General features: G+C 51.6%; 14 protein-coding genes. 8 read left to right on the top strand and 6 right to left on the bottom strand.

What is annotated here, in order from left to right; genetic code table 11:
• Nucleotides 1-7 precede the first annotated feature (7 nt).
• The 3 genes from L5470_RS08395 to L5470_RS08385 are packed head-to-tail and all read left to right on the top strand — an operon-like array spanning nucleotide 8 to nucleotide 603.
• Nucleotides 8-271 (top strand): Eco47II family restriction endonuclease, encoded by a 264-nt coding sequence (locus tag L5470_RS08395; RefSeq protein WP_499499485.1) that lies wholly within the window; start codon nucleotides 8-10, stop codon nucleotides 269-271.
• Nucleotides 237-437 carry a hypothetical protein gene (locus tag L5470_RS08390; protein WP_499499366.1) on the top strand — a complete coding sequence of 67 codons (201 nt, stop codon included), beginning with the start codon at nucleotides 237-239 and terminating at the stop codon, nucleotides 435-437. The genes L5470_RS08395 and L5470_RS08390 overlap by 35 nt, the downstream gene beginning before the upstream one ends.
• Nucleotides 388-603, top strand: coding sequence for a DNA cytosine methyltransferase (locus L5470_RS08385; protein ID WP_499499483.1), 216 nt, complete (start codon nucleotides 388-390; stop codon nucleotides 601-603). The genes L5470_RS08390 and L5470_RS08385 overlap by 50 nt, the downstream gene beginning before the upstream one ends.
• Before the next feature lie 65 nt (nucleotides 604-668).
• Here the strand turns inward: L5470_RS08385 and L5470_RS08380 are convergent, their stop codons facing one another.
• The 4 genes from L5470_RS08380 to thrC form a co-directional block, all read right to left on the bottom strand.
• Nucleotides 669-1487 carry an MvaI/BcnI family restriction endonuclease gene (locus L5470_RS08380; protein WP_099799710.1) on the bottom strand — a complete coding sequence of 273 codons (819 nt, stop codon included), beginning with the start codon at nucleotides 1485-1487 and terminating at the stop codon, nucleotides 669-671.
• Nucleotides 1484-2410, bottom strand: a complete 927-nt coding sequence (locus L5470_RS08375; RefSeq protein ID WP_099799711.1) for a DNA methyltransferase — start codon at nucleotides 2408-2410, stop codon at nucleotides 1484-1486. Before L5470_RS08375 ends, L5470_RS08380 begins: the two co-directional genes overlap by 4 nt.
• A gap of 306 nt (nucleotides 2411-2716) precedes the next feature.
• Complete coding sequence (locus L5470_RS08370; protein WP_099799712.1) at nucleotides 2717-2992, bottom strand: MoaD/ThiS family protein; 276 nt, start codon at nucleotides 2990-2992, stop codon at nucleotides 2717-2719.
• Nucleotides 2993-3053: 61 nt separating this feature from the next.
• The gene (gene thrC / locus L5470_RS08365; RefSeq protein WP_499499363.1) at nucleotides 3054-4352 is read right to left on the bottom strand and encodes a threonine synthase; all 1299 of its coding nucleotides are present in this window, start codon (nucleotides 4350-4352) and stop codon (nucleotides 3054-3056) included.
• A 182-nt stretch (nucleotides 4353-4534) separates the two neighbouring features.
• Between thrC and L5470_RS08360 the strand changes: the two genes are divergently transcribed.
• From L5470_RS08360 to L5470_RS08345, 4 genes are all read left to right on the top strand, one after another.
• Nucleotides 4535-5467 (top strand): ARPP-1 family domain-containing protein, encoded by a 933-nt coding sequence (locus tag L5470_RS08360; protein ID WP_099799714.1) that lies wholly within the window; start codon nucleotides 4535-4537, stop codon nucleotides 5465-5467.
• An 829-nt stretch (nucleotides 5468-6296) separates the two neighbouring features.
• A complete protein-coding gene (gene serS / locus L5470_RS08355) occupies nucleotides 6297-7589 on the top strand; it encodes a serine--tRNA ligase (RefSeq protein WP_099799715.1) in 1293 nt (430 codons plus the stop codon).
• Entirely contained in the window at nucleotides 7586-8917 is a 1332-nt protein-coding gene (locus L5470_RS08350) for a UDP-N-acetylmuramoyl-tripeptide--D-alanyl-D-alanine ligase (RefSeq protein WP_227517432.1), read from the top strand. Before serS ends, L5470_RS08350 begins: the two co-directional genes overlap by 4 nt.
• Before the next feature lie 585 nt (nucleotides 8918-9502).
• A complete protein-coding gene (locus tag L5470_RS08345) occupies nucleotides 9503-11266 on the top strand; it encodes an ATP-binding protein (protein WP_499499359.1) in 1764 nt (587 codons plus the stop codon).
• On the opposite strand, the gene L5470_RS08340 is transcribed toward L5470_RS08345, so the two are convergent.
• Complete coding sequence (locus L5470_RS08340) at nucleotides 11263-12093, bottom strand: acyl-CoA desaturase (protein ID WP_099799718.1); 831 nt, start codon at nucleotides 12091-12093, stop codon at nucleotides 11263-11265. The genes L5470_RS08345 and L5470_RS08340 overlap by 4 nt on opposite strands.
• 159 nt (nucleotides 12094-12252) lie before the next feature.
• On the opposite strand from L5470_RS08340, the gene L5470_RS08335 reads away from it, so the two are divergent.
• A complete protein-coding gene (locus L5470_RS08335; RefSeq protein WP_499499357.1) occupies nucleotides 12253-13494 on the top strand; it encodes a methionine gamma-lyase family protein in 1242 nt (413 codons plus the stop codon).
• Here L5470_RS08335 and L5470_RS08330 read toward each other — a convergent pair.
• A complete protein-coding gene (locus L5470_RS08330; RefSeq protein WP_499499355.1) occupies nucleotides 13479-14753 on the bottom strand; it encodes a glycosyltransferase in 1275 nt (424 codons plus the stop codon). The two genes, L5470_RS08335 and L5470_RS08330, sit on opposite strands and share 16 nt — an antisense overlap.
• Nucleotides 14754-14992: the final 239 nt, after the last annotated feature.

The raw sequence follows: 14992 nt of genomic DNA, 5'->3' as shown, positions 1-14992 counted from the left end.
TCAATAAATAATATATGAAAGAATAAGACTTATATCCATTGACAAGTTCTATGAAGTTGCAACTGGAGACAAGAATCCATTTGCTAAATTATATCAAAATCTACCAACCATAATTAATGATGTTATCAAGAATGAAGGCAATCAAACATTTACTTTAACTAATGAGATTAACCAAAATTTAGCTAACGTTAATTCCGATGTACTGACTGCCTTGTATCTTCTAACTTTTAAGAGCTATGAAGGATTCAAGAATTCTTCACAAAACAAATGATGTACTTTCTGCTGAACTGATTGCAGATATTTTTGGTGTAACCAAGGCAACAGTGCAAAAGTGGGAAAATCAAGGTGTATTAGTCTGTCAATATAAAGATAAATTAGGCAAAAAATATACAGGTTCTCAATGCCCTGTTCTACTGTGTTCCTCAAAAACAAACTGAGCGGTGCCATCCTGACGAAACCCGCCCCCTAACGATCCGGGAATATGTCCGTATCCAAACGTTTCTGGATTCGTGGGAGTTCTGTGGTTCCAGTATCGACAAATTGGGAATGCCGTTCCGGTTAATCTTGCAGAAGCTGTGGGGCGATCGCTCGTCCATTTGTTGAATAGCATCGAAACTAAAACAGTTCAACCGAAAAGCATTCTATAATAAATAAAGCCCTGCTTGTCATTAGTGGCTTACTAGCTTGATGTCTTCAACAGAGTTGTAGAGAGTGTGCCATTGATTTTGTCGAATCCTAAACTTAGTCCCATGATTGTGACCTGTTCGGGCATCAAAATCTACAAGCACTGTTCCATTTTCAATACATTTCAAAAAGTTATCAAATGAAAATCTAGAGAGAATTAACAACCTTACATACTTAAAAAATTCATGACCATCTTCGGTTTTACTATCTGCAATAACATAAAAACAATTTTTGATTTTAGCCCCTATTTCATACTTCAAATCATCTAGACCCCAGTATGGCTCAGGATTGATTCCTTGCAAGCCAATTTTACTTTCTATTGATTTTATCCAATCACGAATTTTTGTGTCTGATTTATCAGCTTGAGAAGGATCAAAAACAAATCTTAATTTTCCTTTTTCTCGATCCATAATTAATCTAAAACCCCGATTAGTAAATTCTGTTGCTTTCGTTGTCGAGCGAAAACTTTTTTCTGTAGCTGGATACTTGCTTCCTGCTTGTTTATGCTCCCATCCATAATAGGGCAATAAAATGTTAGAAACTATTTTTGCACCTCGTGGTGATGGCTCAATATGTTTGAGGGTTACTAATGATGATGTGTGATGTCGTTGCCCCTTCAGTTCCCATTCCTGCATATTTGGAATAGGTAGATTATTTTCCCGAAGCCCTAGTAAGGCTTCTAGAGTATTTCCTACGGCACCATCATTACGACTATTTTTCGTTTTTTTAACACTGCGATGCCACCCCTGAGCTGCAACCTGACGAATAAGGTCAACTAACTCAGTTTTGGTATACAGTCTCACTGAGGTGGTCTCCAAAAATCTAATAGATACTCAAAAGTGGTTCCCATTGTAATGTAATTACTAGGCCAGCCAAATATACCAACTTTATTAACAATGTTGGTTCTATCCCAGATAATCGTATTTCTGAGTTCATAGCCTCGCTTTCTTAACTCTTCAATCAGGGCTACATGAATGGTAATACGCTGATCTTCCCACCACATATCAGGAACATTGATCACACAGTGAGCTTTCGGCTTCAACAGTGGCAGAAGTGACTCAAAAATATCACCCATGGCTGTAGTATATTCTGCCAGAGGCATTGTTCCTAAGTCCCGCGTATCCTGTGAGTACTGCTCGATCTTGCCAAATTGTTCATTACGACGGTTTCTCCTAGACTTGTTCGTGCGCCTACGATTCAGTAGGTTAGCGTAGGGGGGAGATGTCCAAATCAAGCTAATCATTTCAGGCTCAAAGTAGTTAGGGATATTTCTAGCATCATCTTGCAAGGCTAGTTGTTGGGCTTGATTGAATAAATTATTAGCAGCTAGGCGTTCTTGGCATAACTGAATATATGTTGCATTCAGATCAAACCCAACAGCATTGCGATTTAGATCCTGAGCAGCAACAAGAGTGGTACCACTGCCAACAAACGGGTCGAGCACAAGTTCACCTTCATGGCTAAACAGGCTGATCACGCGCTTAGCAAGAGCAATAGGAAAGGTTGCTGGATGTAAATTTTTATCACGAATATCTCTGCCTTCATAAGTAAACTGCCAGACACCAAGCTGACACTTAATCCATTCTTTGGCACTGAGACAGTTGATATGATTTGCTGGACAAGAACAGGTTCGTGTATGCGCAATAGAAATCTTTTGCTGACTTTGAGGAACTGAGCTTAAGGAAGCAGCTAGCGCCGCCGGAGTATTCGTATTGGTGAGCAACATGACCTCTACAGTCAGTCAAAAAATTATGTTGGAACGTATCTTTTATTAATGTAGTATATAAACTATTTGCTAGTTCTTAGACGGTTGTAATTGTGGACAAACCCTTAAAGTGATCGCAAGCATTCAGGTGAGCCTAGGGATTGACAAGTAGAACAGCACTCATCCCATGGACTCGTTAGCCTCCCGTTTTTTGGGGATCACCGGCACCTAGCGGAGCACTGTCCCTCGGACACCTCAGTAGCACGGGTCATCCCCGCTAGGCAGATAGGTGCAACAGCCAAGGAGGAGCATTCATCTAGTGATATCTTAACCGCCAGCGATCGCTGGGATGATACTCACTTCATCACCATCCCTGAGGGGGGTTTCAATGCCATTGAGGAAGCGAATATCCTCATTATTTACATAAAAATTGACAAATCGCCGTAGTTGACCGCTGTCGTCACACAGACGTCCTTTGATGCCTGGGCAGTCCTGCTCGAGTTTTTCGAGTAGATCAGCAATGGACTGGGCATGGCACTCAAGGGTTGCCTGATCGCGGGTAAGTTTTTGCAAGGCGGTAGGAATTAAAACGGTAACAGCCATAGGTCTCTATAGGTCTCTAGTGTGAATGGAATGTTAATAGAACAAAAGACGACGAAAATATCTAAACCAGCACAGGTTGCCAGTCGAGTCGCTCAAGGGTGCGCGCTCGCTCCAGCGCCCGCTCGAAACTACTCAACTTCGGTTCAATGGTCAGGGGTTCGCCAACATAGTCTTGCACTGCTTCCTGAGTTTTTAGACCATTACCGGTGATATAGACGACGGTGACTTCCTCAGGGTCGATTTTCCCTGCTGCCACTAATTTCTGCAGGACGGCAATTGTGGTGCCCCCAGCGGTTTSGGTGAAGATGCCTTCAGTTTCTGCCAAGAGCTTAATTCCCGCCACGATTTCGTCATCGTTGGCGGACTCAATAGCTCCGTTGGTTTTGCGGGCAATATCAAGGGCATAAACGCCATCGGCAGGGKTACCAATGGCAATAGATTTAGCAATCGTGTTGGGTTTCACCGGTGAGACAAAATCTCGACCCTCGGCATAGGCTTGGGCAATGGGGGAGCAGCCCGCCGCCTGCGCACCACTACAGCGCACCGGTTTATCAGCCACTAACCCCACGTCGACAAATTCCCGGAAGCCCTTATAAATTTTTGTAAATAGCGACCCGGAGGCTAGGGGTGCGACAATGTGATCGGGCAACTGCCAGCCCAACTGCTCAATGACCTCATACCCTAGGGTTTTTGAGCCTTCGGAATAGTAGGGACGCAAGTTGATGTTGACAAAGCCCCAACCGTGGGTATTGGCTACTTCGGAACACAATCGGTTCACCTGATCGTAATTGCCTTGGACTGCCATCAGCGTGGGTGCATAAATCAGTGTCCCCAAGACCTTGCCCGATTCTAAGTCAGCGGGAATAAAGACGCAGCAGTCTAACCCCGCATGGGCGGCGATCGCCGCTGTGGAGTTGGCCAAGTTACCAGTGCTGGCACAGGACACCGTCGTAAACCCTAGCTCCCGTGCCCGCGTTAATGCCACGGATACCACCCGATCCTTAAAGCTGAGGGTGGGCATATTCACTGCATCATTTTTAATGTAGAGATGCTTTAGCCCCAGCCGTCGTGCCAAGCGACTTGCTTTGACCAATGGGGTCATGCCAGTGCCTAAGTCAATCGGCTCTGTGGACGTAACGGGTAAAAAGGGGCGGTACCGCCAGATGGACGGTGGCCCGGCTTCAATGGTGCTGCGACTGACGGCTTCAGACAACTGGCTGAGATCGTACTTGACTTCAAGAGGGCCAAAGCAGTACTCGCAGACGTGGATGGCTTGGGCTTCATACTCCGCTCCACACTCTTTGCACTGGAGATGGGTGAAGTAGGTATCGCTGGTTGCGGAAGTCAGGGTTGCGGTCATGGGTTCAGACGGCCTTAGACAAGTTGCTGACCATCCTAACAGGGGGCGATCGCCCTGTCAAATATACCCGACTAAAATAATCGGGTATTTATGATTTTTGTAAGCATCGACATTTGCAGAGTCTGCTGTATAGGAACTGATTTTGCTATGGATAACCGTTTGAAGTCGTAGAGACACTAAACATGGAAACACTGCAACAGCTACTGAAAAATATTGAATTGAGCACCGCCCAAATCTTTGGTGCATTGACGGTCATTCCCTTGGTGCGATCAGTCACAGGGTCTGCTGACTATTGGACGTTAGACGAAGCCATGGCTCATAACTGGGTGACGATCACTGAAGTTTCTGAAGCGGGTGCTGTGCCTGAGCTATTGTGTAGCAACACTAGCGATCGGTCGGTTCTGTTGCTTGATGGCGAGGAAGTGGAAGGAGCAAAGCAAAATCGCATCTTCAACCTGACGTTGCTAGTGCCAGCACATACGAACTTAAACATCCCCGTCAGTTGTGTTGAGCGAGGTCGTTGGCGTTATCGCTCTCGCACCTTCAAGACGGCGAAGCATACCTACCACGCCAGCGGCCGTGCCAAGAAAATTCAGCAAGTCACTCGTGCGTTGAAACAACAGGGACGACCGTATGCTGATCAGCACCAAATCTGGGCAGAGGTAGATGAGCATCTTGAAGTTCTTGAATGCGACTCCCCAACCTCTGCCATGGCGGATCTATACGCTCAAGAGTTGCCTAAGCTAGCAGACTATACAGCGGCTTTTCAGGCCATTACGAACCAAGTGGGGGCTATTTTCGCACTCAATGGACAGATTTGGGGTCTAGAGTTGTTTGACTTCCCCAGTACGTTTGCGCAATTGTTGCCTAAACTTCTCCCCAGCTATGCCCTTGAGGTGCGGGGTGTCCCTGACCCAACTCCCCTTGCCCCCCAAGCCGTGACAGACTTTCTTCAGAACCTGTCTCAAGCGGATGCAGAAACCTTCCCAGCCTTGGCCGAAGGACTGGATATCCGTCTCAGTAGCCCCACAGTAGTTGGCAGTGCCCTTGTTGCTAAAGAGCGGGTGATTCACGTGAGTGCCTTTCCGAATACACTAGCCACTGAAACGTACTAGGCACAACAGCTAACACTTGATCAGGTTTGCTCCATACTTGATTGGTCTGACTCTGGTGCTTCAGTCTTCAGTTGGATGTGCAGATAGACGTTGCCGTCTCGATGCTTGCAAAGCTGAGCCGAGGTTGGCTGACGCCCTTTGAGTGTGCCTCTTTGGTAATGGCCTGCATTCAACTTCACCTTCTCTGTGCCTTGAACTGTTGCAAGGCTAACCTGCCACTCCTTATCGTTGAAGGTAAACAGATCGTTGTTACAGTCCATACTGGTTGGTGCAAACCGTTTAACAGGCTTGCCTTTGAGTTTGGCAGTCTTACCGCCACACGAGTGCACGCCCTGAGCGCCATGTTGGCCACCAAGGAGAATGTCTCTTTGATGGTCTAGTCGGTCAAGGACTGAAGAGCGATTTTGTTGGTGAGTTTGGGATGGGTGTTGTCATTGACATAGTTGCACGCATCAGCAGACGCCTGAAGAGTTGCCACCAGTTTGGACGCTTACTCAGGCCTAGGTTGAAGCTTTACAACGAGTGTCAGGACTTGTTTCATGGTTGGTACTTTACCACCACTGTGAAGATTGTCTAGAATGGCCAAGAGTATTACTGATTTCGGGGGTATCGAGCCGCACTTATACGCCTTTGGCGGAGCGAAGCTCGACAGCGCTCCTCCCCCCCTGACCGCCAAGCTTCGCTGTGGCGAGAGCACCTCGGAGGTCTAGGTGGTTACTGTGCCATCTTCTTCCTTAAGGCTCGCTGCAACTATGGGGATCGTCCTAGTCGTTGAGCCAAGCGCAGGTCTAGGGTAGGATGAATGCGGTCTATCGTTTATTGACGGCCTGTGATTGATCTCAAACAGCTTCGTGAGACTCCCCAAGCGGTGGGCGATCGCCTACGACGGCGGCAAGGTGATTACGATCTTGAAACGATTCTTAAATTGGATGAGCAGCAACGCCAACTCGAGCAACAGCGCTCCCAACTACAGGCACGCAGCAACGAAATTGGTGCCCTTGTCGGCAAAAAAATCAAGGCAGGAGCCGATCCGCGCGATCCAGAGATTCAAGCCCTGAAAGCAGAGGCAAACGACCTGAAAAAAAAATTAGCCGATCTTGAACCCCGAGAGCGTGATCTCAAGGAGCAGCTAGAGGCACTGCTTCTAACCATTCCCAACCTGCCTAGTGACACCACCCCCCTTGGCCGCGATGAAAGAGATAATGTTGAAGTCCGTTGCTGGGGCGATGAATTCAAACCAAGCCATCCCTGTCAACCCCATTGGGAGGTTGCCACTCAACTGGGGCTGCTAGAGGTGGAGCGATCGGTCAAGGTGGCACAAAGCCGCTTTGTTACCCTCGTGGGGATGGGGGCAGCGCTCGAGCGCGCCCTCATTCAGTTTATGCTGGATACCCATACCGCTCGGGGCTACGTCGAAATTCTGCCGCCTTTTTTGGTGAATACTGCCTCCCTAACGGCAACGGGGCAGCTCCCCAAGTTTGCCGAAGAAAGCTTTCGCTGTGCTGAGGATGATCTGTGGCTCATTCCCACCGCCGAGGTTCCCGTCACCAATTTTTACCGCGATGAAATTTTGTCAGCTGAGCAGTTGCCCATCTACCACTGTGCCTATACCCCCTGTTTTCGCCGCGAAGCTGGCAGCTACGGTAAGGATACCCGGGGGCTGATCCGCCTGCACCAGTTTGACAAGGTGGAGTTAGTGAAGTTTGTCCACCCTGAGACCTCCGCAGCAGAGCACGAGCAATTAGTGGCCGATGCCGAGTTTATTCTCCAAGCCCTTAAGCTGCCCTATCGGGTTATAGAGTTATGTACGGGGGACTTAGGGTTTGCGGCCATGAAATGCTACGACTTGGAGGTGTGGCTGCCTGCGGCCAACTGCTATCGGGAAATTTCCAGTTGCTCGAACTTTGGCGATTTTCAGGCACGGCGCGGCAAAATTCGCTTTAAGGGGGCAAAACAAAAGGGAACCCAGTTTGTGCATACCCTGAACGGCTCCGGACTGGCGGTCGGGCGTACCATGGCTGCGATTTTAGAAAATTACCAGCAACCCGATGGCTCTGTGGCTGTGCCCGAGGTGCTCCAGCCCTATCTGCGCTGCTCCCATTTAACCGGAGCAAGGCTGTGAAGACAACGCTGGCGGCGATCGCCCAAGCTCTTGGTCAAACGGGGGACTGGCCAGAGCAACCCGTGACCGGCATTAGTACAGATTCGCGCCACGTGGCTGCTGGCAATGTCTTTGTGGCACTGCGGGGAGATACCTTTGATGGGCATCAGTTTGTGGCGCAGGCGGCAACAGCAGGGGCAACTGCCCTGATTGTGGAGGAACCTGTCGTTAGTCAGCTTCCCCAATTGCAGGTGGCCAATACCCTTGCTGCGTACCAACGCTTAGGGCAGTGGTGGCGCAAGCAGTGCCGCGCAGCCATTATTGCCATTACTGGCTCCGTGGGTAAAACCACCACTAAGGAAATGATTGCGGCCGTCCTCCGTCACTACGGCAGGGTTCTTAAAACTGAGGCCAACTTCAACAATGAGATTGGCGTTCCCAAAACCCTCCTGCAATTAGAACCTGCGCATGACTTTGCAGTGATTGAAATGGGGATGCGATCGCCCGGGGAGATTGCCCTCCTCAGCCAAATTGCCCAGCCCGATGTAGCGGTGATTACGAACGTTGGCACAGCCCACATTGGCCGCCTTGGATCCCGGGAAGCCATTGCTGCGGCCAAGTGCGAACTCCTGGCCGAAATGCCCGCCACCAGCACCGCGATACTGAATGCCGATACTCCTCTCCTATTAGAAACAGCCAGTCGCGTCTGGTCAGGAACAACCCTCACCTACGGTTTAACCGCCGGTCAGCACCGCGGGGTCTATTTGCCGCCCCATACCCTCCAGATAGGGGATCACGCCTACACAGTTCCCCTTGCCGGTGCTCACCATGCCCTCAACTTTTTGGCAGCCTTAACGGTTCTCAGGGCGCTGGGGCTGAATCCTCAAGCGTTGCCACCGCAGCTAGAGCTACACTTGCCCGCGGGGCGAGGTGGCCGGTATCGGCTAGAACCAGATATTCTTTTACTGGATGAAACCTACAATGCTGGCCTCGAATCCATGGTGGCGGCACTCCAGCTCCTGCGTAGCCTGCCCGGACAGCGGCATTTGGCGGTGCTGGGTGCGATGCGAGAGCTAGGGGACTTCTCGCTTCCCTTTCATCAACAGGTGGGGGCAACGGTCGCCCAGTTGGGGCTCGATGGGTTATTGATTTTAGATGAGGGCGCTGAAGGGAAAGCCCTTGCCCAAGGAGCAGCAACGGTGCCAAGCCAGCAATTTGCTAGCCATGGGGGCTTAGTGGAGTATTTATTGACCCATTTGCAACGGGGCGATCGCGTGCTGTTTAAGGCCTCCCATGCCGTTGCCTTGGATCGCGTTGTGGCAGAACTGCGGCAACGTTGGCCGCGTTGATAGTCCGCTGTTGTTGCGCAATTCTCCATCGGTCTATAGGGTGAAATTAGCGCCTATCTCCAAGGCTGTTCGGCTGGTATTGACACTCCCACCACCTAAAGGTGGGGGATTCTTACGTAGTCCACAAACGAACTCGTAAAGGCGTGAGCAAACCGCCCCTACACAGTTCCTTGAGGCAAAGCCCCAAAGTTCTGCTTACTTTTGGGTTTTCTGGCTACTACCTGTCGGGTTTTGCACCAACTTTAGGTAGTTCTATTATACCAAAGCAACTATAGTTGCTTGAGGGCTTTTCCACCCCGTACTTTAGTACGGGGCTACCAAGCTATCCTTCTGTGTTGCTGAATGTGACTATGAATTGCCCTCATCCCCAACCCTTCTCCCCAAGGAGAAGGGCGCTAAGAGTCTTGTTCCCTCTCCGTTGGGAGAGGGCTAGGGTGAGGGCGGCAAAAGACTCAAACCTGAAAGTCATACTCCTATTCAGCAACGCCTGGTTGGTTGACAGGAACATAATTGCGTACAAGAGTGAGTAGAAGAACTGGGCAAAACTGACCAATCGGCATCATAGCAATTTGAGAAGGTGTGGCAGTGACCATTCAAAAGCGACTGAGTTGGCGATCGCTAGGATTCGATTGGCTCCCCGTCATTCTGGGGAAGCGATCGCGCCTTAACTCTTTGTTACAACGGTTAGGGCTACACCATTGGCAGGTTGGCGCTATCTTGTCTCTGTGTGCGTCCCTTGGAATTTCTAGCGTTTCCCTATGGCTGCTCTTGCGGCAACCCAACACAGCGGGGAACTGCCAATTTGTGTTTTGGCCTTTTGCCTCAGCTGCCTTTCGGTTGTACTGTGCCCAAGCAGCAGCGGAGCAGCAACGCTTAGAGGATTTACTCTACGCCATTGACTTAATTGACAACTTGCCGCGAGATCATCCCCTTGCCCCCGAAGTTAACCGCCGCCTCGAAGTGTGGTCGGATCAGGTGTTGGCGCTAGCGAATGCTGCCTTTCATGAGGGGCAACTCAGTCGAGCCATTACCTTTGCCCGCCGTATTCCCCGCCATGTCCATGCCTATGGCAAAGTTGAGGCGCAAATAGCCCGTTGGCAAGAGATTTGGCAAGAGGGGGAAGGGATCTACCGCCGTGCCGAAACTGCCCTGAAAAACCTTGAGTGGCGCGAGGCGTTTGAGATTTCTCTACAACTCCAGTTTGTCGAGTGTCGCTATTGGTCACAGGAGCAGTTTGGTGCCTTTAACCAGCGGATTATTCGTGCTCAAAAAGAGGATCGGCAACTGGATGAGGCGCGAGCCTTGATGGCGCGAGGTGGTGCCGATAACCTTGCGGCTGCCATTACCATTGTCCGTCGCATTCCTAGCAGCAGCGATGTATATCCTGGGGCGCGGCGACTCATCAATGAACTGGGGGAACGCTTGCTCCAAGAAGCCATGGCTGCTCTTGAGCGCTACGAAGCGGCAGAGGCGCGGCGCATCGCCCGGCTCGTTCCCAATGATGTTAGCAGTGTCAGGGCAGCCCAAGATGTGGTGAAGCTAGCGATGGCCGAGGAATTAGCCCAGGCAGGGATGGGGGCAGACATCGGCAGTGCGATCGCCCAAGCGCGCACCATTAGTGCCCAGCGTCCTCTTTACTTTGATGCTCAGCGGGCAATTCGTCGATGGCAAACGGATCTGAAGGTATTGCAAACCCTAGCAGAGGCGCAGGCCATTGCCCGCAGTGGCGACATTGGCCACCTCCGCCAAGCGATTGCGATGTTGATGATGCCCCTCACGGAGGCCAGTCCCTACCGCCAAGAGCAAATCCGTACCCAGCAGCGGATTTGGCAGCGGCAAGTGGAAGTTGCTGAAGATCAGCCACTGTTGGATCGTGCGAATGCGTTTGCCCGCCTCGGAACACCTGAAGGGTTACTGCAAGCGCGGCAACTTCTAGAGCAAATTCGCCCGAATCGCGCCCTGTACGAGACGGCTCAAAACCGCATCGCTGAACTGTTTCCGGCAACACCTACAACCACTGAGGCTTGGATCCCTGATGTGGATACCCTGCGGCTCAGTCAAGCCCAAAATCGTGCCCGGGGTGGGCGACCGACGGATTTTGCTGCGGCGATCGCCATTCTCCAAGAGATTTCCCCCGAGGCCACGATTTTCCCCGAAGCTAATCAGCTACGTCTAGAGTGGGGGCACAATATTCTAGAGCAGGCACGCTACTGGGTGGGGCGCGATACCGCTGAGGCGATCGCCACCGCAGAACTCATTCCCCAAGGCCATCCCCTCTATCCTGAGGCTGCTGAACTCATTGCCACATGGCGGCAGATCATGAGCCAACAACCGCCGATGTCGCCTTAGCGAGAGGTACTCTCCACTAGCCGGATCTTTTTGGCTAACCCCACCGCTTGGAGAGCACGAATGGTGATCCAAGTAATGTCAAATTCCCACCATTGCAGACCGTGGCGAGCCGAGTGAGGATAGGTGTGGTGGTTATTGTGCCAGCCTTCGCCAAAGGTGAGCAGGGCAACCCACCAGCAGTTCGTGGAGCGATCGCCAGAGTCAAAGGTACGGTAGCCAAATTTATGGGTTGCACTATTGACAAACCATGTTAGGTGATATACCAACACCAAGCGCACAAAAACTCCCCACACCACAAAGGGTAAGCCCCCCCAAAGGTAGAGCAACACCGCTAAGACCACTTGCAGCGGCACAAAGTACTGATTGAGGAAGCGATAGATAGGATCGCCGTTAATATCCTTCGTGAGGCGTTCCACCTCAGCTTTAGCGGGTATGGTCACCAGCATCCACCCCATGTGCGACCACCAAAAGCCCCGTTGAGAATTATGCTGATCCTGTTCTTGATCGGAGTGCAGGTGATGATTGCGGTGCAGCCCGACCCACTCAATCACACCACCCTCACAGGCTAAGCTGCCGCAAAACACGAAGAAATATTCTAGCCATTTCGGGCACTGGAAACTGCGGTGAGTCACTAACCGATGCCAGCCAAGGGTAATGCCTAAACCGCCGGACACCCAGTAAAGGACAGCACACAAAATCACTGCCTCAACGGAAAAAAACTTTGGCACAACGGCCAGTAACGCACCCACATGGACAACAACCATAAATAGAATCACCCCCCAATTAAGACGTGAAGGGGGTGTGGGCACAACGGAAACAGATGTCATACAAATCTCTTTTTTCAGTGATAACAAGCCCTGTTATAGAGACACCCCGTTTCCGGGGTCTATTTCAGGGATAATAGCGGATGGGCTTGCTTGAAGCCCCGATCGCCTGAAGGACAGGCGATCGCCAGACATTAAGTTCAGGAGAGTTGTGTCCTCACTGTGACAGCTAACATCCTTGCGGCAGCGGAGCAAACCCTGTCTCCTATTTTTTCCGAGATTGATAGCCGCGTCAAGCAAAATTTAGATCGGGTTTTACGCTCATTTCGCAATCAACGGGTAGGGGTGCACCACTTTAGCAGCATGACTGGCTACGGCCACGGTGATCTTGGGCGCGAGACCCTCGATCGGGTGTTTGCTGAGGTGATGGGGGCAGAAGCCGCCTTGGTACGGGTACAGTTTGTGTCTGGAACCCACGCGATCGCCACCGCTCTGTTGGGGCTGCTGCGTCCGGGGGATGAACTGGTTGCCCTCACAGGCGCTCCCTACGACACCCTCGAAGAGGTCATTGGTCTGCGGGGACACGGGCAAGGCTCCCTCAAGGACTTCGGCATCCACTATCGCGAAATTCCCTTAGAAGGAAACGGGGAGCCGAACTGGGGGGCGATCGCCACCTGTGTAGAGCCACAGACGCGGATGGTGCTGATTCAACGCTCCTGTGGTTATACGTGGCGACCCAGCCTCAGCCTTGATCAGATGGCCAAGATGATTCAACTGGTCAAGGCACAAAATCCTGCTGTGATTTGCTTTGTCGATAACTGCTACGGCGAATTTGTCGAGACCCAAGAACCCACCCACGTAGGGGCGGACTTAATGGCTGGTTCCCTCATTAAAAACCCCGGCGGTACCATTGCCCCAGCGGGCGGTTATCTCGTAGGCAACGCCGCCCTCATCGAACAAGCAAGTTATCGGCTCACAGCCCCCGGCATTGGCCACGAGGGGGGAGCCACCTTTGACCAACACCGACTCCTGTTCCAAGGTCTATTTTTAGCACCGCAGATGGTGGGCGAAGCCCTCAAGTGTAGCTACCTGCTAGGGTATGTCTTTGATCAATTGGGCTATGCAGTCAATCCACCGGCGCTTGCCCCGCGCCGCGATGTCATCCAAGCAATTGCTTTGGGCAGTCCCGATAAACTAATTGCCTTTTGCCGCACGTTGCAGCGCTACTCCCCCATTGGTTCCTACCTTGACCCAGTGCCCGCGCCCATGCCCGGCTATGCCGATGAGCTAGTGATGGCGGGGGGCACCTTTATTGATGGCAGCACGGCAGAACTCTCTGCTGATGGCCCACTGCGCTCCCCCTACATTGTCTTTTGCCAAGGCGGTACCCACTGGACTCATATGGCCTTAATTCTGGAGGCACTCCTTGCAGATAAAACGCTGTGGCCTCAACCGACCTGTTGAGGGGGCGCGATCGCTTCCCAATGGCTAAGAATATCCGCTTCAAACGCCTCTTGCCACGAGGGGCAAGTGCGCTGAGTTATCGCGTGAGCCGCTGTGCCCATCCGCTCGCGATAGCTAGGATCGGTGAGCAAGGGTGCAATGGCTGCCGCCCACACCTGCGGATCACGGCTGAAAACAACCATACCATCGACTCCCGATGCATCCACGTACTTGCGCCCCCCATCAAACCCTGAAATCACAACCGGTAGCCCTGCTGCTCGCGCCTCAACCACCACATTGGGACCTGTTTCCGACTCTGAAGGAAACACAAACACATCGCTGCTGGCGTAGATCGCCCCTAGTTTCTCTTGGGGTACTTTGCCCGTCAGGGTCACCCGATTTCCTAAGCACGCCTTGACCTCCCTGTCCTGTGCTCCTTCCCCCACCACTAACACGTGGAAATCATAGCCCTGCCTAGCTAACTCCATTGCCGCTGCTGCCATCAGCAAGACGTTTTTACTGGCATCTACCCGCCCCACAAACAGTAGGATGGGAACATCAGGGAGGTGATATTCTTCCCGTAGCCACTGCGGTTGACGCCAACGCGGATGAAAGCGATCGCGATCGATGCCCCGGCGAAACCAATACACCCGTTCCTTGGGTAAAAAACTCATCAGCCACTCATAATCCTGCTGCCGCGAAACAAGAATGCGATCGCTAGCACGCATAAATCCCGCGAGCTTTCGCTCGGCTCGCCGACTAAACCACTGGTCAACCTTCAGTTGCTCCAGCCATAGCCATTGCCATAGCTTGCTGCCCCAGCTACGGCCACTCATACGCAGGATAATTTCCCGGGAATAGGTGCGCGTTAGTAACGGTAAATCGGTATGGATTGAACTCAGTAGGGGGCGGCGCTGCTGCTGGCAAAAACGGCGTACCGTTTGCGCAAAGCTAAAGGTATCGGTGAGGTGAAAGACATCGTGCTCAGCTAGATGCCGCCATAGCTCCCAATGAAACGGTGCGACATCTGTCAGTCCTGCCCCTTGGCGCAAGATTTCAAGGCGCTGCGTGCTGAATTGGGGTCGCAGCAAGCGGTAACGTACATTGGCAGCTAGGTCAATGGTTTGTGCCGTTGCCCCCAAAAAGTAAATCGTCAGATCAACACGTTCTGGATACTGGGTGGCGGCTTCAGCAAAGCGTTCCCAGCATTTGACGTGCCCCCCAGCATTGGGCTGCCATTCCAAGCAGATAAAAACAGCAACCGATAGCGGCGGTTTCAAGCCCCTCTCCTGAAAGATTGCACCTTAGTAAAACCAACAAGAACCCTTCACATCGGGTAGGGCTGGAAGCCCCGTACTTCAGTGCGGGGAGGAAAGCCTCTTTAGCAACTTCAGTTGCCATAGTACCATTTAGGCGCATAAAATGAACTCATGCCACAGCAAATACTGACCATTGTCTGTCAACTAAATCCCACTGCAGAGCAAATTGTCAAGCTAGACCAAGTTCTGCAGGGCTTCGA

The sequence above is a fragment of the Synechococcus sp. PCC 6717 genome (assembly GCF_022698185.1).
Classification (GTDB): Bacteria; Cyanobacteriota; Cyanobacteriia; order Thermosynechococcales; family Thermosynechococcaceae; genus Thermosynechococcus; species Thermosynechococcus lividus.
Note: the sequence above shows the minus strand (reverse complement) of the source record. Positions and strands in the feature narration are given on the sequence as shown.

Excerpts from the sequence above, each read along its gene's own strand:
- L5470_RS08390 (WP_499499366.1), top strand. The coding sequence starts at position 237 with ATGAAGGATTCAAGAATTCTTCACAAAACAAATGATGTACTTTCTGCT.
- L5470_RS08375 (WP_099799711.1), bottom strand. The coding sequence starts at position 2,410 with ATGTTGCTCACCAATACGAATACTCCGGCGGCGCTAGCTGCTTCCTTA.
- L5470_RS08370 (WP_099799712.1), bottom strand. The coding sequence starts at position 2,992 with ATGGCTGTTACCGTTTTAATTCCTACCGCCTTGCAAAAACTTACCCGC.
- L5470_RS08360 (WP_099799714.1), top strand. The coding sequence starts at position 4,535 with ATGGAAACACTGCAACAGCTACTGAAAAATATTGAATTGAGCACCGCC.
- L5470_RS08340 (WP_099799718.1), bottom strand. The coding sequence starts at position 12,093 with ATGACATCTGTTTCCGTTGTGCCCACACCCCCTTCACGTCTTAATTGG.